The sequence below is a fragment of the Brevibacillus sp. FSL K6-0770 genome (assembly GCF_038000275.1).
Classification (GTDB): Bacteria; Bacillota; Bacilli; order Brevibacillales; family Brevibacillaceae; genus Brevibacillus; species Brevibacillus parabrevis.
The window spans coordinates 4,953,971-4,976,735 of sequence record NZ_JBBOBQ010000001.1; the positions used below are offsets into that span (position 1 = coordinate 4,953,971).

Sequence of the window (22,765 nt, forward strand, 5' to 3'; positions counted from 1 at the left end):
GAGCCGTCGGTTTCTCCCACGGCCCCTGATGTATTCTGCCCGGCACGAGCCAGCAGATACCTTACGTTTTTTCGTTTTAGTTTTGCGGCACAAAGCTGCCGTCGCGCAGCATGGTCAACTCGCCCATGATAAAAGCCAAATCCTCGGATTCTCCCATCGCTCCGCTCTCATCCAACGCTTCCAGACGGCGCAGCAGCATATTGGCGAAGTCAGGAATTTGAATAGGATGTGCTTCCATGTCAGCATCGTCGAGCACGTCATAGCTGGTCAGCGCTTCCAGATGGGTAACGATCCGGAATCCGCCGATTTCCCCCAAAAACTCTTGCTGGTTGATTTTCGATTTTTCCAGTTTTTGCAGCATAGACAGTACATCATTTGCTACTACGCTCGGAAAAGCTACCTGGTAAAAATTACGGTTTTTGGCATCGACCGTTTTGATGATCAAAATATCAATACCGTCCGGTTTTTTTGCCTTTTTTCCAAATCCAAACATTTATTTTCCACCTCAATTGTTCGATCTGCACAACTCTCTTCATGATAGACATAATCCGTGTGTCAGACAACCCCTATCCTGTTTCCTTTTTCCGCGCAAACCTCATCCTTTGGCAACTGGCAGCTTTTCTCTTGGTTATTGATCTCTTTTCCCACACACGCTAACAGGAAACTACCGTTTTTTCAAAAGAGGTGCGCCATGAAAAACAACTGGAAAAACTGGGTGATTTTTCTTTCTCTTTCCTTGCCTCTGTTCTCTGTCGGCTGCACGATGCCCGCCAAAGAGGAGAGCAAAAGCAAGACGAAAGCCCAAAACAAGCCTGTGAAGCTGTCCGCTATTCAGAAGCTCGGCGACAACAAAATGGACGTTGTGCTGTTTTTGAACCGCGCAGAGCATGTACTGGAAGAAGTGTATTTCGCGGCGCTCGACAACGCGAAAGGCAAAACCGTCTACGAAGATGGGCTGGTCTTCCGGGAGCTGCCGAAGCAATTTGAGAGCAAAGACAAAATCGTCGGCTACTTCGGTCGTTATTGGAGCATGCCGCTTGCTCTGTCCATGTACGACAAGCTGACTACCAAGCTGATCAAGGACAAAGTATTTGTCGCCATTCCGCGCGTGGACTATCCGGTTCTCATCTCCGTGCGCAATACGACAGTAGCCAAAAGCAACGGCGAGTTGGATGTCACGGTGCAGGACGCAACCGATTCGTCTTTTGCCTCCGACCGCACGCTGCGCTACCGTCTCGTCCGCGATCAGAAGACGAAGCGCTTCGAGATCAAGGCCAGGTCGGGAGCATATGGCAGCGAACAATTTCAATAACCCTCTTGACATTTCTTGTGGGCCTACAGAATAATAGTGAATTAATAAGCGCATAGTGATCGGCAATGACGGGGAACAGTAAAACCGCCCTTCAGGTCCAGAGAGCGAAATCCAGCGGCTGAGAGGTTTCGCCCATGAATCGGTTCGAACCCACCCCAGAGCATCCAGGGAAGACCTGGACAGGTTTCTTTCACCTGTTATCAAAGAAAGAGAGCCGGATGTTTGCGACTGGACTTCCCTGTCCGCAAACGTCAAATAAGGTGGTACCGCGTAAGGCTAAACATGCCCTTTCGTCCTTAATCAAAGAGACGATTGGGCTTTTTTTATTGTCCTAGCTAGGAGGTTAAAGCATGAAGAAGGGAAAATTGCGTCTCGTTGTCAAAGTGGGCAGCAGCTCGATTGCCGCTGTGGGCGGTGGAGTTGATCCCGCAAAAATGTCGCTGCTCGTCGCAGCCATCAGCAAGCTCCGCGCGGCCGGGCATCAGGTTGTACTCGTTTCTTCGGGAGCAGTCGCAAGCGGTTATCAAAGTCTCGGCTATCAGCAGCGCCCCCGCTCGTTGGCAGCAAAGCAGGCTGCCGCAGCCATCGGCCAAAGTCTGTTGATGCAAACGTACACGCAAATGTTCGCTGCCCACCACTTCAGCGTGGCGCAAATTTTGCTGACGCGGGGAGACTTCTCGCACCGGGAGCGCTATCAGCACGCTTTTCAAACGCTGTCGCTTTTGCTCGACAAAAACATTTTGCCGATCATCAACGAAAACGACACCGTATCGGTCGCAGAGCTGACCTTTGGCGACAACGACATGCTCGGCGCACTGGTCGCAGGCTTGGTACACGCCGATTTGTACATGATTCTCACCGATACGAACGGACTGTATGACAAAGACCCTCGCCATCATCCTGACGCCCAGCGGATCAGCTCGCTTGCAGAAGTCACGGACGAAATCGAGGCACTGGCAAAAGGGGCGTCGCAGCTAGGTACTGGCGGGATGCGCTCCAAACTGATTGCAGCGCGAACGGCGCAAGGTCTGGGGATTCCAAGCTTTATCGGAAAATTGGCGCAACCAGCAGATCTCGTGCAAGCGCTGGCAGGCAACGGCGATGGCACTTATGTCGGCTATCACCCGGAAGCTCCTTCCTCCTCCGGCGTTTCTACCCGCAAACAATGGATTGCGCTGCACTCCCCTGTTCGCGGCACGATCACGGTCGACAGCGGAGCGGCAGAAGCGATTTTAGAGAAAAGCCGCAGCCTGCTTCTCGCGGGGGTGCGCGAAGTCTCAGGGAAGTTCGCGGAAGGCGAAGTCATTGAAGTGTATTGCGACGGTTCCCTGATCGGACGGGGCGTCAGCAGATATGGCGCTGACCAGTTGCTCGCTTCTCTTTCTCCTTCCAACTTGACGCGACGCAGCGGCACAGTCATACATCGCGATGAATGGACACCGACACGGTAAGCGTTTTTTAGCGCCTTTTTATAGACAAAGAGACAAAGAACAAGGAGTTGGGGAGAAAATGAAAAGCTTGAAGGAAAACGTGCTGGCACAACTCTCACTGGCAAAGCAGGCTTCGCGGCAGATGGCTCTGCTTGGCCGAGCGGAAAAAGACAAAGCTCTCACGGAAATCGGGAAAAGGCTGCTGGCAGATACAGAGATCATTTTGGCAGCCAACGAACAAGATATCGCCAAGGCGGAAGCTGACGGGCAACCCGCTTCCTATCTCGATCGCTTGCGTCTGACGCCTGCGCGGATGACAGATTTGGCAGACAGCCTGACTTCGCTGGCGGCTCTTGACGATCCCGTCGGGCAGCAAATCGACTCATGGACCCGGCCCAACGGTCTTGTCATCGAGCAAGTTCGCGTTCCGCTTGGCGTCATCGGCATGGTGTACGAAGCCCGGCCGAATGTCACGGTAGATGCGGCAGCGATCGCGCTCAAAACCGGGAATGCCATCGTCCTGCGTGGCAGCCACAGCGCGGTTCACAGCAATCTGGCGCTCGTCCGCTCGATTCGCGAAGCGCTGGCGGTCGCTGGCCTTCCGCAAGAAGCTGTCCAATATTTGCCTTTTGCCGAACATGAATCTGTCGACGTTTTATGCACCGCCAACGGACTCGTGGACGTCATCATTCCTCGCGGCGGCGCCGGGCTGATTCAGCGGGTGCTAAAGCTGGCAAGCGTGCCTGTGTTGGAGACAGGGGTGGGCAATTGTCACATCTACGTGGATCAAGCCGCCCGCTACGACATGGCGGAAGCAATCGCGGTCAACGCCAAAACAAGCCGGCCTGCCGTTTGCAACGCTGCGGAAACGCTGTTGATCCATGCAAGCTGGGCGCACGATTCCCAGCGCTCCCTTTTGCAGAAGCTGCTGGCAGCCGGGGTCGAGTTGCGCGTCTGCGAAAAGACGCGAGCAGTTCACCACGATCTCGCCGACTTGTTGGTCAGCGCTGAGCCGACTGACTGGGATACGGAATACTCCGATCTCGTCCTGGCTGTCCGCACGGTGGACAGTCTGGCAGAAGCGATTGAGCACATCGCCACACATAGCACAGGTCATTCCGAAGCAATCGTGACGGAGGACTTGGAGGCAGCCCGGCACTTTTTGGCTTCCGTCGATGCTACTGCCGTCTATCACAATGCGTCTACCCGCTTCACCGATGGCGGCGAATTTGGCTTCGGGGCCGAGATTGGCATCAGTACGCAAAAATTGCACGCTCGCGGGCCGATGGGACTGCCTGCTCTCACCTCTTACAAATACGTCGTGCGCGGCACGGGACAAATCCGCTAGTCCAAAAGGAGGATAACAGCTATGAGCAACCAAGCAACCGCCATCACAAACGGACGAATCGGCTTTCTCGGAGCCGGCTCCATCGTCGAAGCGATGCTCTCGGGAATTTTGAAAAAAGGCTTGATTCAGGCTGAGCGAATGACGGTGACAAACCGGAACAACCTCGAACGGCTGGAGGAGCTGGCTACTGCCTACGGCGTAAGCACCTCGACGGACAAATTCGATGTAGCCCGCACATCTGATATTTTGATTTTGGCAATCAAGCCAAAAGATGCGGGGGAAGCGCTGATGGAGCTTCGCGGAAAAGTGTCTCCCCATCAGTTGATCATTTCCGTAGTCGCTGGCGTTTCCACCAGTTTGATCGGGGAATGGCTGGGCGTTGACTGCCCGATCATTCGCACGATGCCCAACACTTCTTCTGCTGTCGGGCTGTCCGCAACCGGGATGAGCGCCAACGCTTTTGTTCAGCCAGAGCAGCTTACTCTCGCTACGCGCCTGTTCGAAGCGATTGGCACCGTGTACGAAGTCGCGGAAGAAGAGCTGGATATTATCACGGGTCTGTCCGGCAGCGGTCCCGCCTACATTTACTACCTGGTCGAAGCCATGATGGGCGCTGGTGCGACAGCGGGACTGGATCGGGAAATGGCCCGCCAACTGACGCTTCAAACCGTAATCGGAGCCGCTACGATGCTGCTGGAAACAAGAGCGGAGCCAGCCTTGCTGCGCAAGCAAGTGACCAGTCCGGGAGGAACGACGCAGGCTGGGCTTGCCGTGTTGGAATCGTATCAATTTCAGGAGGCCGTCACCGCCGCGATTTTGCGGGCGACAGAACGGTCCAGAGAAATGGGTGCCGAGTACCGCTGAGCTTTTGTCCCTCTTCTGCTTCTTGTATAATAGAAAAAAACAGTCGAAGGAGGGATTCCATGGAAATCTACGCCCTGTACGGAACCAGTGGCACAGGAAAAAGCTCCAGCGCACTAGAACTCGCCCATCGCATGAACATCGACGCCATTATTGACGATGGCATCCTGATCTACCAGGGGCGCAAGGTGGCCGGAACCTCCGCCAAATACGAAAAGACGAAAATCCAGGCTGTCAAACGGGCGATTTTTCATTACGAGGAGCACGCCGAGGAAGTGCGGCGCAGTCTCGAACAGCATCAACCGGGACGGCTGCTGATTCTCGGGACGTCCCAGCGCATGATCACCCGGATTGTAGAGGCGCTGCATTTGCCCGCTTCCATCGAATACATTCCCATCGAATCGATCAAACCGCCGCAGGAAATCGAAGCTGCCCGCTATGTACGGGAAACGATGGGCAGACACGTCATTCCGATTCCGCGCGTCGAAGTGGAAAAAGACTTTTTGCAACGGCTGATCTCCTCCGCCACCCAAATATTCAGTTCGAAAAAAGAGGTCATCGGAGAATCGACCGTCGTGCATCCGCCTTTTTCCGGCGGACGGATCGTCATTCACCCGCAAGTTTTGCGCAAAATCGCTCAGGCTACATGCAGCCGCTACGAGGAAGTCAGCCAGGTCGTCAAAGTGCTGTTCTCGTTTGAAGATTTGCCGCGGCTTCAAATTACATTGGCGCTCAAGCTGCCTTATTTGACGGATATAACCAAGCTCGTCCGCGACATTCAGGAGGATTTGCACAAGGAAGCAAGCTTTTGCCTGAATATCGCTCCTGCCAGCATCGACATCCAGGTCGCCTCGCTGGAGCTGTCTCATTCGTAATATATGGAACCGATCCTGCGCTGATCGGTTCTTTATTTTTTGCCGGAAACAGGCAGGGTTACTTGCTTCCGAGTTGTCCATCCTATACATGTATCTCAACATGAAAGGAGCAATCAGATGCCATCCATCATGTCTTCCCTGCCTTTTACGCAAGCGCCGATTCCCGAGCCGCCCAAAGTCATTTCGACAAAAGACTTGAGCTATATAAAGGACGCGCTCTCCTGGGAGCTGCTTGCCTTTAAGAAGCTGCATTTCTTTGCCCAGCAAGCGACTGACCCGGATGTAAAACAATGTCTGGAGAAAACCGGACGCATGCACCAACAGCATTACCAGAAGCTGCTCTCCCATCTCCAGAACAACAACACAGCGATCATGGCTACCTTGCCGCAGACGCAATCCCAACAACAGCAGCAACAAATGCAGTAAGGGAGGGAAAATGACGATGCCAAACCAAAATCAGATCGCCAATCCGCAATCCGGTCAGCTGCCACAAGTCAAAGGTCCGCAAATGAACGACCGCGACTTTATCAACGACTGCCTGGCAACATGCAAATACGTGACCGACGGCTTGAACGTCGCTGTTCGTGAAGCGAGCCACCAACAGCTGCACGCCGATATGATGCAGATGCTGGATGAGACGCACCAATCAGCGCGGGAAGCGTACAATTTGATGTTCCAAAAAGGCTGGTACAAGCTCGAAGCGGCAGAACAGCAAAAGCTGGAGCAAGCGTACCAGCAGTTCTCCGGGTATTCCACCCAGTTCCCTTATCATTAAGCCTGCTCACGCAGCATCCGTCTTGGACAGCCACGGCCCGTTCTGTTTTGCGGGTCGTGGCTGTTTTGCGCTGACAATCTGGCGCAATTCATTTTTATTGATCGCTTTTCACTCGCTTGCCCTCAATAGCTTGGCGACAGTGTGTAACGCCCGCTCCATTTCTGCCTCATCTGCATACGCATAAGACAAGCGCAAATGCTGGCTGTCCGTCTGGTCGTACACATAGCCAGGATTGAGCAAAATGCCTTCCGCCAAGGCTTGGGTAAACAGCTTGCGCATCGACACAGCCTGGCGCAAGCGGAGCCAGACGTAAAATCCCCCTTGGGGAACATGCCAGTCAGCCAAATCGCCAAACCAGCGGGCAAGCAGCTCGCACATGCGATCTCTTCGCACACGCAAGGACTGGCGAATGTGCCTCAGATGACGCTCGTAGCGTCCTGACGTCAGCCACTCGGTTGCGGCCCATTGCGAGAGGGCGCTGGAGCCGTAATCAATCTGCATTTTCACATCAGCCAGCCGTTCGATGACCGGCTGCGGCCCGACAATCCAGCCGATACGCAAGCCAGGACTAAGCGTTTTGGACAAGCTGCCCATGTAAAGCACCAGCCCGCTTTGATCACTCGCTTTCAGCGGAGCAGGTCCCGGCGCGTCCAGCCACAGCTCCCCGTACACATCGTCTTCCAAAATCGGCAATTGCGCTTTTTCGCATGTCGCCATGATCTGGCGTCTGCGCTGTTCGCTCATCAAAATGCTGGTCGGATTGTGAAAGGCGGGAATCGTATACAACAGCGCCCCGTTGTGAAGCTGCTTTTGGCGTGTGAGGGCTTGTGGCGATATTCCTTGTTCATCCATCGGAACACCTGCCAGTCTCATTCCCGAAGACTGAAACAGCGGCAGCGAAAACAAGTAGGATGGCTGTTCAAGCAAAATCGTCGAGCCTTTGTGCAAAATGCCGAGAGAAATCAGCTGCAACGCTTGCAACGCTCCCGATACAACCAAAATCGATGCTGGCGAAGCTGCGATTCCTTGCTTGAGCAACTGCGCGCTGATGGCTTCGCGCAACGGAAGCAGCCCTTTTGGTTCCGGGTAGCCAAGCTGCGTCATTTTTCCCCGCAAATCAGCGAGAACATCCTCCATCTCCGCTGTCGGAATCAACCGTGGCGACAGCTCTCCCGTTCCCAGCCGGATGTAGCGCGGATCTGGCTCGTAGCGATTAATGTCTTGAATCGTCGGCAAATTGGGCAAATGCGTGCCCGACTGCACGTACCCGAGCCAATCAGGAGGCGGCGTAGTGGCCAAGAGCGACCACGAGTTATTGCAGACGACCGAACCGCTGCCGACCGTCGCTTCAATCAGTCCTTCCGCTTTCAGCTCCTCCAAGGCGGTCACAACCGTGCTGCGGTTCACTCCGAAAGCTGCGGCCAAAGCGCGCTGCGCAGGCAGCTTGCTGTTGATCGGCCATTCGCCCCCGGCAATCTTCCCTTTTATATAGGCGACAATCTGGGCATACACAGGCATGTCTCCCGCTTTGTCCGGCTTCCAGTCAATCGTCAGCATCCGTTCTCTCCTCCTCTTACGTCCATTTTACAAATTGGTTGGGATGCGAGCAAACCAATTGGCTGGAGACATTCCGCCCTTCCTCCGCCATAATGTCGGTAACGCAATCACTCATGTGCTTATGGGAAAAAGGAGGAAGAAATCGTGGCCGAAGCCATTTTGCACGGTTTTGTGCTCGCCTTTGGGCTGATTTTGCCGCTTGGAGCGCAAAACGTGTTTGTATTCAATCAAGGAGCTTCGCAGCCTACGTTGTGGCGAGCCGCACCTGTCATTGTTACGGCTGCCGTATGCGATGCCATCCTGATTTTGCTCGCTGTTCTCGGCGTATCCTTGATCGTGTTGACTGTGACCTGGTTGAAAACGGTCTTGTACATAATCGGCGTCTGCTTTTTGCTGTACATGGGCTACTTGACCTGGCGCAGCCGTCCCGATCCGGAAAACAGAGAGAAGGAAAGCTTTTCCGCGAAAAAGCAAATAATGTTTGCCGCTTCGGTGTCGCTGCTCAATCCGCATGCGATCCTCGATACGATCGGCGTAATCGGGACCAGCTCGCTCAGCTATGCAGGCACGGAAAAGTGGGGCTTTACGCTCGCCTGCATTCTCGTATCCTGCCTCTGGTTTTTCGGCTTGGCGCTGGCAGGCAGAATCACGGGCAAGCTGGATCGCTCCGGCAGCTTGCTGCGCACATTGAACATCGTTTCGGCGCTGATCATGTGGGGTGTCGCCGTTTACATGGCAAGCCAGCTCCTTTCGCTCTAGATTTGCGAAAAGTGAATAACGAAACCCGCCTCCACTCACACTATGTCTAGTCGACTTACGATGTGGAGGTCTTTTTATGCTTTTTACCAAATCGGATGCCCTTTTGGACGACTTGTACGAAATCGCCAAAAACGTGCATGATTCCGCTGTGTATTTCAACCAATATAAAATCAATTCGCTGGACACCTTAAAAAGCTTTGCCGAGGAAATGAAAGTGTTCGAGTCAAAGGGCGACAAGCTGATCCACGAAATCATTGTGCGCATCAACAAGACGTTCATCACGGCAATCGAGCGTGAAGACGTGATGAACCTGGCGATCAAGCTGGACGATGTGCTGGACGGTCTGGAAGGGTGTGCGGCTCGCCTTTACATGTACGACATCATGGAGCCGGATGAAACGATGGTGCGGTTCGGCCAACTGATCGAGGATTCTACCCAGCAAATTTTGCTCGCCATCGAGCTGTTGCAAAAGCAAAAGCTGCCAGGCATGAAGGAGTACATTATTCGGATCAACGATTTGGAAAGTACCGGGGATGAGCTTGAGCGGGAAAGTATTCGCCGGCTGTTCAAAGCGTCGAGCGATCCGATTCACATTATGCAGTTCAAGGAGATTTACGAGGTACTGGAGGACGTCATGGATCATTGCGAGGATGTCGCTGACGCGATGGAGACTGTAATCATGGGCAATACATAAACCAAGGAGGCTACTCTCATGCATACAAGCCTGCCTCTTGTTGTGGCTGTTATTGTGTTGGCTGTTTCTTTTGACTTTATCAACGGCTTCCACGATACGGCCAACGCGATCGCCACCACCGTCTCGACAAAAGCATTGCCGCCGAAAACGGCTATTGCGCTGGCTGCCGTGATGAATTTTGTCGGCGCTCTCGCCTTTACCGGAGTCGCCAAAACGATCGGAGGAAAAATCGCCGATCCCGCCAAGCTGGAATTTGGCGTATTGATCGTGCTGGCTGCGCTGTTGGCCGCGATCTTCTGGAACTTGGTTACGTGGTGGTACGGCATTCCCAGCAGTTCTTCCCACGCGTTGATCGGCTCAGTCGTGGGAGCGGTTCTCACTTCAGCCGGCGTGCAGCAAATTAACTGGAACGGCTTCATCGAAATTTTCGAGGCGTTGATTTTGTCGCCGATCATCGCGCTCGTCGCCGCTTTTGTGTTGATGAAGCTCGTTTACGCCGTGTTTCGCAGCATCCACATCCCGCCCGCTAAAGTGAACCGGGGCTTTCGTTACTTTCAGATCGTCACCGCCGCCCTGCAATCTTTTACACACGGAACGAACGATGCACAAAAAGCGATGGGCATTATCGTCTTTGCCCTGGTAGCTGCTGGCTTGCATACTGATACGGCGACCATTCCGTTTTGGGTCCAGCTGATTTGCGCGATATCGATGGGGCTTGGCACCTCTGTCGGCGGCTGGAAAATTATCAAGACCGTCGGCGGCAAAATTACGAAAATCGAGCCGATCAACGGCGCTACCGCCGATTTAAGCTCCTCCACGATCATTTTTACCTTTACACAGCTGGGGCTTCCGGTCAGCTCCACCCATGTGATTTCGTCGGGAATTATGGGCGTCGGGGCGGCAAAACGGCTGAAAGGGGTCAACTGGGGCGTCGCCAAGCGAATCATCATTACGTGGTTTATCACCCTCCCCATCTCCGCGCTGCTTGCTGCTTTCTTTTACTACGTGTTAAGCCTGTTTTTTTAATGGGGGGTGCTGTATTCAAAGCCGCCTTCGCGAATGTGATCGCCAGTACGCCATCTGAATCAGCTTGATGTACAATGGGGAAAAGACATTCGGAGGAATAGATCATGCCGATTCGTGCAGAAAAACCGAGCGATTATCTCGCAACCGAGCAAGTAGTACAAGCCGCCTTTGCCGATGAGCCTTTCAGTGATCACAGCGAGCATCTTTTGGTTTCGCGCTTGCGAGCATCCGACGCATTCATCCCTGCCCTGTCACTCGTCTATGAAGAGCACGACAGCATCGTCGGACATTTGTTGCTGAGCAAAATCGAGATCGTTCACGCTGGCGGCTCCTCCCATCAGGCGCTCGCCCTGGCTCCCGTCTCCGTCCTCCCTTCCCAGCAAGGAAAAGGAATCGGGACTGCGCTGATCAACAAGTCGATCGAGATCGCCAAAGAGCTTGGGTATACAGCGATCGTCGTGCTCGGACATGCGAAATACTACCCCAAGTTCGGCTTCCGTCCCGCTTCGCAATGGGATATCCGCGCTCCTTTTGAAGTGCCGGACGAAGCATTCATGGCGCTGGAGCTTGTTCCTGGCGGTCTGGATGGCGTCCATGGAACGGTTCGCTATTCTCCAGCGTTTTTTGCCTAAGGCAAGCGCAAGCGGCCCTCAAGCCTGCTCCCGGCCAAACAGAAAAAGCAAGCCTTCCCCTGCTTGCCGGGAGACGGGACTGACCCCCAAACAGAAGACTTCTTGCTTTTCCCACCTCTACTGCCGCTTTTCTTGCAGCAACTTCACACTCTCTGCCAAAAACGCCTCGTCCCTGCACTTCGGACCGCCACTTATCTGTCGTCAACAGCGCCTTCAAATCGTCTCCAAACGCTTTTTGAATGTCGGCGCGGGCAATCGTCAGCGTCTCGTCCACGAACTGGTACTCGATGATTTGCAAATTGTCAATCAGGGCAAAAGCCGCAACAGAATTGTACAGCAGAGCTTGCCTGATCTTTTTCTCGTCGGAACGCAACTCGCTGGCTTCGTACTTGACCTCAATCGCAAATTGCTCGGGACGCAGCTGAAACGAGCGCCGCTCATTGCTCAACGGCAAATGGTTGAACAAATTCAGGTTAGAAACCGCCCCCATGTATTTGTGCTTGTACGGCAAAATCGTTTGCAAATCGTGTGTCAGCGGATTTTGCTGGTCTTCCAAATACTGTTTGGCAGCAAGCTCTCTGTCAGGAATGATGACGCCTTGGATCAAGGCGAACATGCCCAGACCGATTACCGCGAGCAAAACAATCAGCTTCGTTCTCATCTCAATCTTCCTCCCTCGCTTCGCACTGCATCATCACATCTGGGACGACGTGCAACAACAGCGGCACGATGATAGAGACGAGGGGCAACACATACTCTACGGCGACCGTGGCGAACTGATACGGCCCGGACAGGCTGATCTCCCTGGCGAACCAAATATCGCTGCCAAAATGCAGCGCTGTCGTATACGCAACCGATACAGCCATGTACAATCCCCACAGCAACCAGGCCGTTTTTCGCAAGGTAAAAGCAGAGCGAAGGCTCAGCTCGACAGCTTTTCGCTTGCCAGTCTTCCGATTTATCCCGAGCAAAACAGCAAACACAGCTCCTTCCAGCAAACAAAGGGCAAGCAAACTGTGATTCAGCAAAATGCCCATTCCCCATATCCGCAGCGGCATCGTCAGCACCCAGGCGACCAAGGTGTACAAAAGCGCGCGCTGTACCAGCTCCTGCAAAAAGATCGCGACGTATACCTTGCGCTTTTCCCCGACGAGCTGATCCGCCGAGGGAAGCTGCTCGATGGCGACACGCATCGCTTCTTCCAGCTCCATCCCGTCTGCGACCAAATCCGCGACTCGCGCTTCCAGATTGCTCAGCATTTCCCACTTCAACTCTTCTATCTGGTTGCTCTTTTTGTATTTGTAAAACAGCTTTTCCACATGAGCTTGCAGATGTTCCATCACGCTTCCTCCTGTCTGGCGATCAGCTTGTCTATCAACCGTTTGGCGACCTGCCACGAAGCGAGCGCGCTTGCATATGCCGCCCTGCCTTCTGCGGTGATCTGATAATATTTGCGCCTGCCGCCCTGACTTTCATCGCCCCAATATGACGAAATGAGCTTTTGCCCCTCCAATCTTTTCAGACTGGTGTACAGGGAAGGCTCCTTCAATTCATATTGCTGCTCGCTGTTTTGAAAAATCGTTTTGATGATCTCATATCCGTAACTGTCTTTTTCACACAAAACCCGCAGAATGATCGTATCGATGTGTCCGCGGATCAAATCGCTGCTAATGCCTTTGTCACTCATCCGGCTCACCTCATAAGTACAGCATAGCACATATTACTATGTATGACAAAGTAATATGCGTGAGATAGATTGAATCGCTCTGTTCCGCAAAAAGAAAAAGCCCTCTTTTTCAAGAGAGCTTTTCACTATTCACTCCTGCAAGACACAGACCATTCGCCCGCGATGGCAGCATTTCGCCTTGCGTTGAGGGCTGAGGAAAAATGTGTTTATTGGGCAATGACTGAGGACAGGATAATAGTACAATCTACAACCACCATGTTATTGCCGCAAAGGAGCTGAATGCAAAATGTCTCGTCAATGGTTCCGGCAGCTTCGCTATCCACTCCTCGCACTTGCCGTGACATTAACGCTGCTTTGGACGCATCATCATCAACACATGCTTACTTCCTACGCCGCCACAACGCGGACGCACACCGTCACGATTTCCGGCGCCGGCTTTCTCCCCAGCCAGCTGTCTGCCAAAGAAGGCGAGCGAGTCTCCCTCATGATCGTCAACACAGACACCCGGCCGCACAATCTGTCCATACGCGAGCTGAACCTGGCTTCCATGGAGCTGAAGCCTACCCAGTCGACCATGTTGCAGTTTTCCGCCGCTAAAAAAGGGCGGTTCTTCTTCGTTTCGGATGCACCTGGCTATCCGGAAAGCGGCTATCAGGGCATGCTCATTATTGAGTAACCTCCGCGTCCTCGTCGAACGAACGCTGCTTCCACGGCCCGAATTTGATCATCACCAACGGAATGATCCCGATTACCGTGATGATCCCGAAAAACAAATAAATGCCTAGCGTGGAATAGGAATCTTTGATCCAGCCAGCCGCCAGATTGCACAGCATCGTTCCCAGCCCGCCTCCCACGGAAAAGAAGATGGCCAGCGCCGTCACCTGGAGGGAAGCGGGCGTATTTTCGCGCACAAATTGGGCGGATGTCGCCAAGTAAAATCCGACCGAAATTCCTTGGACGAAAAACATGGCGATGACTAGCGTCGTGCTTGGAGCCGAGCTGTACCAAAGCCAGCGTGCCGCTCCGAATACAGCGGCGAGCAAAAGCGTCAGCTCCAGCCCCCACCTCCGCACGATCATGCCTGCCAGCTTCATGAACGGCGCTTCACTGCCTGCGAACAACAGAAAAGCCAGCCCTACTCCCGCCACAGTGCCGCCAATCTCCTGATAAAACAGCGAAAACCAGATGTTGTTCGCGTTCACAGCTCCGAGCACGCAAAACGACGCCAAAAGAAACAACAAATAGCGCGGCATCCGCAGCAGATCGCGCATGCCAGCCAGCATGCCAACCCGAAAGCGCGGCGTCTCCTGCGACTCATCCGGTACGCGCAACACAAGCAGCACGGCGATCAACAGCGCGAAACAGTAAGAATAAAAGAGCACGGACGGCCCCAGCTTCTCAACCAGCAGCCCTGTGACAAATGCCGCAAGCGCAAACCCTACCGCTCCCCATAAGCGGATGTCGCCGAATTGCAGCCCGTTTTTTTTCGCATATCCCAACGCCAGACTGTCGGAGACCGGGATAATCGCGCTTTGAAAAAACGACAGGATCAGGTAAAGCAAAAAGACAAAAGCAAAGGCAGACGTCCCGATGAAAAACAATCCTACCAATCCCGAGACAACAAGTGTCAGAATCAACACAGTTTTGCGAATTTGAAAGCGGTCACAAAAAAGGCCCCACATCGGCTGAGCGATAATCGAAACGACTGGGGCTACGGCACTGATCAATCCAATCTGGGTGCCTGTGAGCGAAATGGAATTGTAATACTGGGTAATGAGCGGAGAAAATGCCCCAAACCCGTAATAAATAAAAAGGTAAAGGGCGCTGAGACTGAAGTATCTCCCGCCAGCGCCCGATAATCCGATACCGACCTGTGATCCTGGCATATGGCTCTCCTATTTCACCCTCGGCAAAATTTTCGTCATGTCAACAGTCCGTTTCTTTTCCCATGTAGCCGGGTTGAACTCATCAAATTGCTCCAGGAACGAAATGACTTCCTTGGTCAAAGGAGTTGGCGTAGACGCCCCGGACGTAACCGCCACGTTTTTCTTTCCGCGCAGCCATTCGATGTCCAGCTCGGACAAATCGGCAATCCGATAGGACGGCACATTCGCGATCTCCTCCGACACTTGGGCCAATCGGTTCGAGTTGTTGCTTCGCGGATCGCCCACGACGAGACACAGATCGGCTTCTCCTGCCTGGCCAGCCACCGCTTCTTGACGAACTTGCGTTGCCAGACAAATCTCGTTGTGCACTTCCACCCCCGGGAAGCGCTCCAGAATGGCGTCCATCAAATGCTTGACATCCCACTGGCTCATCGTCGTCTGATTGGTCACGATGAGTTTGTCAGTCGGTACGTCGAGCTGCTTCAGCTCTTCGATTTTTTGCACGAGATGCACGCGATCCGGCGCAATGCCGACAGCGCCCTCCGGCTCTGGATGCCCCTTTTTCCCGATGTAAATCACATGGTAGCCGTCCGCGATTTTTTCACGGATCAGATCGTGTGTTTTGGTCACGTCCGGGCAGGTCGCATCGACTACTGTCAGCCCTTTGTCCCTTGCTTTTTTCCGCACCTCGGGAGAGACGCCGTGCGCGGTGAAGATGACGGTTCCTTCGTCGATCTGATCCAAGAGAGCCATCCGGTCTTCTCCGTCCAACGTTTTGACGCCTTGTTTTTCAAACGCCTCAACGATGTGGGCATTGTGTACGATCATGCCCAATATGTGAATCGGGCGGGGAAAGTCGAGATTGTTGGCTGTACGCGCTGCCAAGACCATGGCCTCGACAACACCATAGCAATATCCGCGGGGGGAAATCTTGATGACTTCCATCTATAACCCCTCCTAAATTTCTAATGATGTTCGCCCACTATTATACCTTATTTGCCTTCTTCCCGCTTCAGTTCGTAAACCTTCAGATTATTGTAGACAACTTTCAAAAGCGGAGTGGACAAGCCTCTTTGCTCGGCTCGCTCCAAAAGGTAGCCTTGCAGATGGTCGGCTTCGACCGGAAGCCCTTTTTCCATGTCGCGGAGCATGGAGGACTTCGTCTGCGGGCGCTGGTTTTGGAAAGTCTCCATTTGCTTTTCGACGATGTCCGGCTTGATCGGTGCTTCCAGAGCTTGCATGACCGAAACGATTTCCTCAGCCAGCTGTCTTGTCAGCTCTACACCGTACGCCGCTTCGCGAATCGGACCGACAGCGGAGTTCATGAGCGTAGTGATCCCGGAGAACGTCGCAATGAACAAGTATTTGTGCCAAGCCTCTCGCTGGATGTTGTTGCTGGCCCGCATCGTTCCATTAATATTGGCAAAAGCTTGCTCGATCTTCTCGACACGCTCGCTTTTTCCGCCCTCCCATTCCCCGAACACCGCATCGTGGATCGGGCTGGTTTGCACGACATCGCCCTCTGCATTCAGCGTTGTTTCAATAAAACAAAGCCCTCCCAGCACACGCTCGCGCCCGAAGCGATCCCACAGCAGCTCCATGTGAGCGATTCCGTTCAGCAACGGGATGACGACCGTATGTTCACTGACGTAGGGAGCAATCGCGTCGATGCTTTCTGTTAGCGTGTACGCTTTGTTGGACAACAATACGACGTCAAAAGGCCCCGCAGCTTCCCCCGCCTGAATCATCTGCGGCTGTTCCAGATGCAAGTCGCCGTGAATGCTTTGCACCCGCAATCCCCGCTCTTGCATTTGCTTGTATCTACGTTCGCGCACCAGAAACGTTACATCCACCCCTGACTCCGCCAATCTGCCGCCAAAGTAACCGCCAATTCCGCCCGCTCCCAGTACCAATACTTTCATCGCCGTTCGCCTCCATTTATTCGTAATAGTTCGTCTATATTCTACAAAACCGGAACCAATTTCAAAACCCCGCAATATCATGTTAGAAAAACTAACATATAAAGTTAGAAAACCTCTTGACGAACATTGTTTGTTATCGCTATAATTCGAGATATAGAAATTCACGAAAACACGAACAATAATTTACCAAATACGAAAATATTTCGCGATTGGAGTGGGTTGTTTTGGATATGAAAACTGTTTTGTCCACCATTGATGCAGAGAAAGTGGAATATGTAGATTTCCGTATCGTCGATCTGCTTGGCCGTCAACACCACGTTACCGTTCCTGCTTACGCCGTAGATGAAGGCACCTTCCGCAATGGCGTTGCCTTCGATGGTTCCAGTCTCGTCGGCTACAAATCCATCGAGGAAAGCGACATGGTTGCCATGCCGGACCCGTCCACCGCTTTTATCGATCCTTTCGTAGAAGCAAAAACAATGAACATCGTCTGTAACATTGCCAATCCGGACAACACCACATACACTCGCGACCCGCGCGGCATCGCCCTCAAGGCAGAAGCGTACTTGCAACAAACTGGTCTGGCTACCGCAGCCTACTTCGGCCCGGAATCCGAGTTTTTCCTGTTCGACAGCGTGCGCTACGACTCCGGCCCATCCGGCTCCTACTTCCATATCGATTCCGAGGAAGCGTTCTGGAACACCGGAAAAGAAGGCCAAAACCTGGGATACAAAGTTCGCAACAAAGGCGGATACTTCCCTGTGCAGCCGACTGATTCCCAAATGGATATCCGCAACGAAATGTGCACCTTGATGACTCAGGCTGGACTTTACGTGGAGCGTCATCACCACGAAGTAGCTACTGCCGGCCAAGGCGAGATCAACTTCCGTTTCGACACCTTGACTCGCACTGCCGACAACTTGCTGCTGTTCAAATACATCGTGCGCAACGTAGCGGCAAAGCACGGCAAGACAGCGACTTTCATGCCGAAACCAATCGTCGGCGACAACGGCTCCGGCATGCACGTCCACCAAAGCTTGTTCGACGGCGACACTCCGCTGTTCTACGAGCAAGGCGGCTATGCAAACCTGAGCGAGACTGCGCTCCACTACATCGGCGGCATTTTGCACCACGCGCCTGCCCTGATCGCCTTGACTAACCCGAGCACCAACTCGTTCAAACGTCTCGTTCCTGGCTACGAAGCGCCAGTCAATCTCGTATTCTCCAAAGGAAACCGCTCCGCCGCTGTACGGATTCCGGTAGCAGCCGTGACTCCGAAAGCGTCCCGGATCGAATTTCGCACGCCAGACTCTACCGCCAACCCATACCTGGCCTTCGCTGCCATGCTGATGGCTGGTCTGGACGGCATCAAGCGCAAAATCGACCCGCGCGAGCTTGGCTACGGCCCGCTGGACAAAAACATCTATGACTTGACCGACGCCGAAAAACACGAGATCAAGCGCGCCCCTGGCTCTTTGGAGGAAGCATTGACTGCTCTGGAGCAAGACCACGCTTTCCTGCTCGAAGGCGACGTGTTCACGAAGGAAGTCATCGAAAGCTGGATCGCCCTGAAACGCGCCGACATCCAACAAGTCGAGCGCACGGTGAATCCGAAAGAGTTTGAGTTGTATTACGATCTGTAAGATTTAAGGGAGACAATTCGCGGACAAATACTGCAAATAAAGAACGCATGCTCCCGATAAATGATTAAGCCTTCCTGAATGGAAGGCTTTTTTTACATTAAACTAGGGTCTGTCGTTCAGCAGAGCTTCATGAGTTCCCATACCAAAGTTACCAACCCGAGTGCGAAGTTCTTTTTTGGGCAGTGCGCAGGCATTTGTTGTCGAGCTGGCACTGGCGGGCAGGTCGTGTCGCGAACGACTGAAACGATAGCGATCGGCGACGGGGCCAGGTTCGTTTACATGTCAGATTATATGGACAGGTACTGAACGAAAACAGCCCGTCTCCTTAAAACAGGGACGGGTGAGCTTTTTCTTGGATGCACTCTGGCAAATCGTTTTTGGGACTTCCTACTATAAAAGGAACCGGGTATGCTCGCATCTGAGATGGGCATATGGCATGAGCAGTGGCTGCAAAAGATTGGCGTCAAAGTTCTCCCGATCAATCTAGTTACAAAAAATCAACACAACACAACCACTGAGTAGCCCGCTTTATCCTGTCTTCATAATATTTTTTGTTAAAACCGTACTTTATCATCAATTCACTGAATTTTATAGTTTCTACTAGGATAAATTCGACAAATTCTTTTTTAGGCAGAATAGTTTTTATCTCAAAATCAAAAATGGAGTCAGCAGCTTTAACTGAATATTGAATTGTATTATTCGGAAGATCCTCTAGCGAGAAATAACTCTGTGTGCTAGTGAATTGAACATTAGCAAAATTAAACTTGATAAATCGACCCACAAGGGATAAAAGATCGCCCCACAGATCGGTATCGAAGACATGTTTATGCAACAATGTATCCTCGTTGAAGGTAAGTTGAATGGCTGTATCAACATACCGGCGACTTCTTTTACACGAGAAGTATTTATTCATTTCTTCACTATCACCTATCGGGACAAAAACTAAATCAAAGCAGTCAATTAAGGTTTTGTTTTCTTTACACATTTCTTCTTGGTCTATGAACTGATTTGGTTTTAAAATATATGTTTCTTGTGCAAACATATGGCGTTCCCTTTCTATATACCAGTCATAAGTGTAGCTCGTAATCAAAGATATATAAATCGTAGTATATTCCCCAATACTTTTTTCAATTTCTTCTGGATTAGCACGTTCCTCCGGGATAAAGGAATGTTTTTCCCCCAACTGAATAATCCTGTCCAATATTCTGAAGTATGAAGTGATATAGGTAATGTCTGTACGATTGCCTCTTTACGTCCATAATACTTTCGTTTCCTGCGAATGCGTGATTGGCTGCCCGACTCTGTAAGTGCAGCCACTGATAGTAACCACTGTTTGATACTTGAGCAATTTTGCATAGTAACAGAACTGGATAACGTTCCGCAAACGAGAGCAAGAAACCCCCACTTCCCCCTCAACCCCCACGCCATTTTTCCATTTCCGAGCACGACATTCACAAGCACTTCCATATGGAAAATTTAGACAAAAAACCCACCTGCTTCTGCTACCTTTAAGTGCGGAAGGAGGTGATTTTCATGACCCAGCATCTGTACTTCATCGTCAACCTTCAGGATGCGTTGCAATTTAGCCACGGGCTTACGCGACTAGGATTTACCCACTATTATCTCGTGCCCCGCGGCAATCAGGTCGCATTTGTTTTCGAACGGACTTCGACCCACAACCGCATCATCCTGAGGCGTTTCTTCGGTGCAGATGGCGTGTCCCCTCACATCTAGACTAGCATCCGACTGCTGCTCTTTTATCAGGGCAGCAGTCCCTATTCGTCCACACACATCCGCCATTTTTCGGGCATAGGATGCCTTATCCTGACGCCTCGCCTCTCAAACAACAAAGAAAGGATTGTCTGCTGCTTTTCACACCGCGCCCCCATACAGGCGAGGACGAAAGAAGTAACGCTGCCCTCATCTGCCAACGGACCACCCAGCTTATCGCGGCAAAAAAAATGGCGCCGACTATTCTGCACGATTAGTCGAACGCCTATCCCCAATTGCGAACTTATACTAGATGACATTATGTTTATCGGTTGCGCAAAAACTGGCGTTTATATATAAATAATGGAAAATACACACCGCAGCGAAAGTCCTTCCGCCTGATCCAAGAGAAACTTTTTGACGCTCGCTCCTCGCATTCGCCTTTTGCTCAGTTACTCTTCCCTGCTTTTTCCAAGCTTCCGACCCGTTTCTCCAGCTCAGCCAGCTTCTTGCGAAAACTAGACCAAACGGCAAAATAAGTAACAATTCCTACTGGCATCCCAATCAAAATCAAATCCAAGAAAAAAGATACCCAGTCAAAAGCGACAGCACCAAAGTCCAACATTCCCATTAACCTCCATGATCAAGCAAATCCCTTTTTCCACTGCTCCTTCAGTTCCCGATACGTCTCTCCATATTGGATGGCATGCTCGATATGCGAATATTTCAGCACCAGATCGTCGCCCTTGCTCTCACAGCACGCGAAAAACAAGCTTTCCATCAGGTTGTGGTTTTCAATGGAGTTGGTGATATGGATACACTCGTCCAGCGAATCGCTGTCGTCGCGCTTGTAAAACAGAAAAGTCCCTTCCTTGAACGGGCCTTTCTGGCTGGCGTCCTTCCAGATCAGCATGCCGAGCGTGATGAAATAGCCCTCCTTGAAGCGGATGACACCTGTAATCACAGAATCAATCGTGGTTGGAATGATCGCGATGGAGCTGCTCAACTGATGCACATATTCATACAAAGCTTTGTTCGTTTCCTTCAAGTCAAAGCCGGAAACGTGGACAAGCTCTTTTTCTCTCAATTTCTCCACAAGCTGCTGAACACAGAGCGTCTTATTCAAAGCTGAAATCACAATCTCACCACTTCTCCCGTTTTAAGTAGGTCCATTCTCTTTTATTCGCTAAAAACAGACATTTCCCTACAAAATCCGGCCGACATTTCTCAAGATGGCAAAGTTGTGCGTATACCCATTTCCGTCCGAACGGCTCCGCATATGATACAAGGGACAGATAACCTATGGAAGTGAGGCTGAACCATGAAGCAGAACAATGGTTTTTCTGCGGAAGACCTGGCGTTGATGGCGGCCGTTGTGGTTCTGCTGGGCGATTTCTTGGCCTTCTTGTCCATTTTGAAAGAACGGCAAGAAAAAGAAGACAAAGGGAACAACAACTGAGCAAAAAAGCCCCTCTCGTTCTTGTTAGCCGAGAAGGACCTTTCGGTAATGACTACGATTTTCCTGTCAAATATTCGTCTTTCGCTTTCTTTTCCTTTTCTTCGGTCGTCATTTCCTTTTCCAACACGTTGAACATGAGCTGATCTTTGACCTTCTCGGGAAACTCTTGTTGCTCCTCGCCAGCAAGCGAAGAACTCATCAACGAATCGTGCTCCATCAGGGATACCTCCAAAAGGAATTTTACGGATAGAATACCCTTGGATTGTTCTTGCCATGCGTCAAGAAATCGCGCACAACAAAAACGGCCGCCAGCGCGACCGCTTCTCCGTCGCTAACGGACAGCAACCTGTCCAGTCAGCAGACGCTTTTTCAATTCCTCCAGCGAACAAGGGACGCGCTCTCCAGCTTCTTGTCGCCATTCCTGCGGCAAAGCTTCCCACACGTCAGCGATGAGCGGCATGCCGAGATGCAGGCTTTCCAGCAGCTCCCTTTGTGCCAATGCCTCTTGCGGCTCCCCGGCAAATACGAGTTTGCCCGCATCCATCACGCAAATCCATTCCGCCCACTCAAACGCGATATCCATGTCATGCGTCGCCATTAGCACCGTCGTCCCGTTTTGGTGAATCGCATCAAGCTCGCGCAAAAGATTTCGCGTCTGATAGCGGTCGAGATACGCCGTAGGCTCATCCAAAAGCAACAGCTCCGGTTCCAGCACCATGACCCCGGCCAAAGCCAGTCGACGCTTTTGCCCCAGGCTCAGGTGATGAATCGGCACGTCAGCAAGCTCGGTCATCCCGAACGCCTGAAGAATCGCCTGTACCTTTTGGCGAATCACGTCCGCCGGCAGGTTCCGGTTGCACAGCCCGTAGGATACATCCTCCGCTACGGTACTGGCGATCAGTTGGTGCTCCGGGTCCTGGAAGACAAGACCGACTTTTTGCGTCATCTCCTGCAAGGCAGCGCGTTTGTAGCTGAGCGGCGTCCCTTTCCAGCTCACTTGCCCTTGCTGCGGCTGGATGATCCCGTTCCCGTGCAAAAACAAAGTAGATTTGCCGCAACCGTTTCGTCCGAGCAGCGCGCATTTTTTCCCTTCTGGAATGCCCAGGGACAGTCCGCGCAGCACAGGGCCGCGGCCACCCGGATAGGCGTAGTGCACGTCAGCAAATTCCAACAGCCATGATGTCAAAGC

General features: G+C 52.2%; 28 protein-coding genes. 15 read left to right on the forward strand and 13 right to left on the reverse strand.

Going from position 1 to position 22,765, the window contains the following annotated elements; genetic code table 11:
• Positions 1–76: 76 nt before the first annotated feature.
• Positions 77–493, reverse strand: coding sequence for a hypothetical protein (locus tag NST23_RS23535; protein ID WP_122964408.1), 417 nt, complete (start codon positions 491–493; stop codon positions 77–79).
• Positions 494–691: 198 nt separating this feature from the next.
• Here NST23_RS23535 and NST23_RS23540 point away from each other — a divergent pair, with 198 nt between their 5' ends.
• From NST23_RS23540 to NST23_RS23570, 7 genes are all read left to right on the forward strand, one after another.
• Positions 692–1,312, forward strand: a complete 621-nt coding sequence (locus tag NST23_RS23540; RefSeq protein WP_122964407.1) for a hypothetical protein — start codon at positions 692–694, stop codon at positions 1,310–1,312.
• A 350-nt stretch (positions 1,313–1,662) separates the two neighbouring features.
• Positions 1,663–2,763 carry a glutamate 5-kinase gene (gene proB, locus NST23_RS23545; RefSeq protein WP_173596702.1) on the forward strand — a complete coding sequence of 367 codons (1,101 nt, stop codon included), beginning with the start codon at positions 1,663–1,665 and terminating at the stop codon, positions 2,761–2,763.
• Between the two features lie 58 nt (positions 2,764–2,821).
• Positions 2,822–4,090, forward strand: coding sequence for a glutamate-5-semialdehyde dehydrogenase (locus tag NST23_RS23550; protein WP_280648584.1), 1,269 nt, complete (start codon positions 2,822–2,824; stop codon positions 4,088–4,090).
• A gap of 21 nt (positions 4,091–4,111) precedes the next feature.
• Complete coding sequence (gene proC / locus NST23_RS23555) at positions 4,112–4,954, forward strand: pyrroline-5-carboxylate reductase (protein ID WP_122964404.1); 843 nt, start codon at positions 4,112–4,114, stop codon at positions 4,952–4,954.
• A gap of 59 nt (positions 4,955–5,013) precedes the next feature.
• Positions 5,014–5,826 carry a hypothetical protein gene (locus NST23_RS23560; protein ID WP_122964403.1) on the forward strand — a complete coding sequence of 271 codons (813 nt, stop codon included), beginning with the start codon at positions 5,014–5,016 and terminating at the stop codon, positions 5,824–5,826.
• 117 nt (positions 5,827–5,943) lie between these two features.
• Positions 5,944–6,252: a ferritin-like domain-containing protein gene (locus tag NST23_RS23565; RefSeq protein WP_122964402.1), complete on the forward strand. Its 309-nt coding sequence runs from the start codon at positions 5,944–5,946 to the stop codon at positions 6,250–6,252.
• 16 nt (positions 6,253–6,268) lie between these two features.
• Positions 6,269–6,601 carry a spore coat protein gene (locus NST23_RS23570; protein WP_122964733.1) on the forward strand — a complete coding sequence of 111 codons (333 nt, stop codon included), beginning with the start codon at positions 6,269–6,271 and terminating at the stop codon, positions 6,599–6,601.
• 108 nt (positions 6,602–6,709) lie between these two features.
• On the opposite strand, the gene NST23_RS23575 is transcribed toward NST23_RS23570, so the two are convergent.
• Complete coding sequence (locus NST23_RS23575) at positions 6,710–8,158, reverse strand: aminotransferase-like domain-containing protein (protein WP_340964684.1); 1,449 nt, start codon at positions 8,156–8,158, stop codon at positions 6,710–6,712.
• A 144-nt stretch (positions 8,159–8,302) separates the two neighbouring features.
• Between NST23_RS23575 and NST23_RS23580 the strand changes: the two genes are divergently transcribed.
• The 4 genes from NST23_RS23580 to NST23_RS23595 all read left to right on the forward strand — a co-directional run bounded on the left by NST23_RS23580 (position 8,303) and on the right by NST23_RS23595 (position 11,269).
• Positions 8,303–8,917, forward strand: coding sequence for a LysE/ArgO family amino acid transporter (locus tag NST23_RS23580; protein WP_340964686.1), 615 nt, complete (start codon positions 8,303–8,305; stop codon positions 8,915–8,917).
• A 76-nt stretch (positions 8,918–8,993) separates the two neighbouring features.
• The gene (locus NST23_RS23585) at positions 8,994–9,611 is read left to right on the forward strand and encodes a DUF47 domain-containing protein (protein ID WP_173596698.1); all 618 of its coding nucleotides are present in this window, start codon (positions 8,994–8,996) and stop codon (positions 9,609–9,611) included.
• A gap of 18 nt (positions 9,612–9,629) precedes the next feature.
• Positions 9,630–10,637, forward strand: a complete 1,008-nt coding sequence (locus NST23_RS23590) for an inorganic phosphate transporter (RefSeq protein ID WP_173596697.1) — start codon at positions 9,630–9,632, stop codon at positions 10,635–10,637.
• A gap of 104 nt (positions 10,638–10,741) precedes the next feature.
• Positions 10,742–11,269: a GNAT family N-acetyltransferase gene (locus NST23_RS23595; RefSeq protein ID WP_340964687.1), complete on the forward strand. Its 528-nt coding sequence runs from the start codon at positions 10,742–10,744 to the stop codon at positions 11,267–11,269.
• On the opposite strand, the gene NST23_RS23600 is transcribed toward NST23_RS23595, so the two are convergent.
• The 3 genes from NST23_RS23600 to NST23_RS23610 are packed head-to-tail and all read right to left on the reverse strand — an operon-like array spanning position 11,190 to position 12,956.
• The gene (locus tag NST23_RS23600) at positions 11,190–11,930 is read right to left on the reverse strand and encodes a DUF4825 domain-containing protein (protein WP_340964688.1); all 741 of its coding nucleotides are present in this window, start codon (positions 11,928–11,930) and stop codon (positions 11,190–11,192) included. The genes NST23_RS23595 and NST23_RS23600 overlap by 80 nt on opposite strands.
• A 1-nt stretch (position 11,931) precedes the next feature.
• Complete coding sequence (locus tag NST23_RS23605; RefSeq protein WP_173598523.1) at positions 11,932–12,609, reverse strand: permease prefix domain 1-containing protein; 678 nt, start codon at positions 12,607–12,609, stop codon at positions 11,932–11,934.
• Positions 12,609–12,956: a PadR family transcriptional regulator gene (locus tag NST23_RS23610; protein ID WP_122964394.1), complete on the reverse strand. Its 348-nt coding sequence runs from the start codon at positions 12,954–12,956 to the stop codon at positions 12,609–12,611. The genes NST23_RS23605 and NST23_RS23610 overlap by 1 nt, the downstream gene beginning before the upstream one ends.
• Before the next feature lie 286 nt (positions 12,957–13,242).
• Here NST23_RS23610 and NST23_RS23615 point away from each other — a divergent pair, with 286 nt between their 5' ends.
• The gene (locus tag NST23_RS23615; RefSeq protein WP_122964393.1) at positions 13,243–13,632 is read left to right on the forward strand and encodes a cupredoxin domain-containing protein; all 390 of its coding nucleotides are present in this window, start codon (positions 13,243–13,245) and stop codon (positions 13,630–13,632) included.
• Here the strand turns inward: NST23_RS23615 and NST23_RS23620 are convergent.
• The 3 genes from NST23_RS23620 to panE are packed head-to-tail and all read right to left on the reverse strand — an operon-like array spanning position 13,622 to position 16,764.
• Complete coding sequence (locus NST23_RS23620) at positions 13,622–14,842, reverse strand: MFS transporter (RefSeq protein ID WP_242774416.1); 1,221 nt, start codon at positions 14,840–14,842, stop codon at positions 13,622–13,624. The genes NST23_RS23615 and NST23_RS23620 overlap by 11 nt on opposite strands.
• Positions 14,843–14,851: 9 nt before the next feature.
• A complete protein-coding gene (locus tag NST23_RS23625; protein WP_173598525.1) occupies positions 14,852–15,787 on the reverse strand; it encodes a 4-hydroxy-3-methylbut-2-enyl diphosphate reductase in 936 nt (311 codons plus the stop codon).
• A gap of 47 nt (positions 15,788–15,834) precedes the next feature.
• Positions 15,835–16,764 carry a 2-dehydropantoate 2-reductase gene (gene panE / locus NST23_RS23630; RefSeq protein WP_217022212.1) on the reverse strand — a complete coding sequence of 310 codons (930 nt, stop codon included), beginning with the start codon at positions 16,762–16,764 and terminating at the stop codon, positions 15,835–15,837.
• Positions 16,765–16,988: 224 nt separating this feature from the next.
• Here panE and glnA point away from each other — a divergent pair, with 224 nt between their 5' ends.
• On the forward strand, positions 16,989–18,407 hold the full coding sequence (gene glnA / locus NST23_RS23635; protein WP_063227267.1) for a type I glutamate--ammonia ligase: 1,419 nt from the start codon (positions 16,989–16,991) through the stop codon (positions 18,405–18,407).
• Between the two features lie 487 nt (positions 18,408–18,894).
• On the opposite strand, the gene NST23_RS23640 is transcribed toward glnA, so the two are convergent.
• Positions 18,895–19,590, reverse strand: a complete 696-nt coding sequence (locus NST23_RS23640; RefSeq protein ID WP_173596693.1) for a hypothetical protein — start codon at positions 19,588–19,590, stop codon at positions 18,895–18,897.
• A 350-nt stretch (positions 19,591–19,940) separates the two neighbouring features.
• Between NST23_RS23640 and NST23_RS23645 the strand changes: the two genes are divergently transcribed.
• Complete coding sequence (locus tag NST23_RS23645) at positions 19,941–20,141, forward strand: hypothetical protein (RefSeq protein ID WP_122964387.1); 201 nt, start codon at positions 19,941–19,943, stop codon at positions 20,139–20,141.
• A 424-nt stretch (positions 20,142–20,565) separates the two neighbouring features.
• Here NST23_RS23645 and NST23_RS23650 read toward each other — a convergent pair whose 3' ends face one another.
• A complete protein-coding gene (locus tag NST23_RS23650) occupies positions 20,566–20,742 on the reverse strand; it encodes a hypothetical protein (protein ID WP_217022211.1) in 177 nt (58 codons plus the stop codon).
• Between the two features lie 18 nt (positions 20,743–20,760).
• A complete protein-coding gene (locus tag NST23_RS23655; protein ID WP_173596691.1) occupies positions 20,761–21,255 on the reverse strand; it encodes a hypothetical protein in 495 nt (164 codons plus the stop codon).
• A 183-nt stretch (positions 21,256–21,438) separates the two neighbouring features.
• Here NST23_RS23655 and NST23_RS23660 point away from each other — a divergent pair, with 183 nt between their 5' ends.
• Positions 21,439–21,576 (forward strand): hypothetical protein, encoded by a 138-nt coding sequence (locus tag NST23_RS23660; protein ID WP_217022210.1) that lies wholly within the window; start codon positions 21,439–21,441, stop codon positions 21,574–21,576.
• Positions 21,577–21,628: 52 nt separating this feature from the next.
• Here the strand turns inward: NST23_RS23660 and NST23_RS23665 are convergent, their stop codons facing one another.
• Together NST23_RS23665 and NST23_RS23670 are read right to left on the reverse strand one after the other, a co-directional pair.
• Entirely contained in the window at positions 21,629–21,793 is a 165-nt protein-coding gene (locus tag NST23_RS23665) for a hypothetical protein (protein ID WP_167470292.1), read from the reverse strand.
• Between the two features lie 114 nt (positions 21,794–21,907).
• Complete coding sequence (locus NST23_RS23670; RefSeq protein WP_122964385.1) at positions 21,908–22,762, reverse strand: energy-coupling factor ABC transporter ATP-binding protein; 855 nt, start codon at positions 22,760–22,762, stop codon at positions 21,908–21,910.
• Between the last annotated feature and the right edge of the window lie 3 nt (positions 22,763–22,765).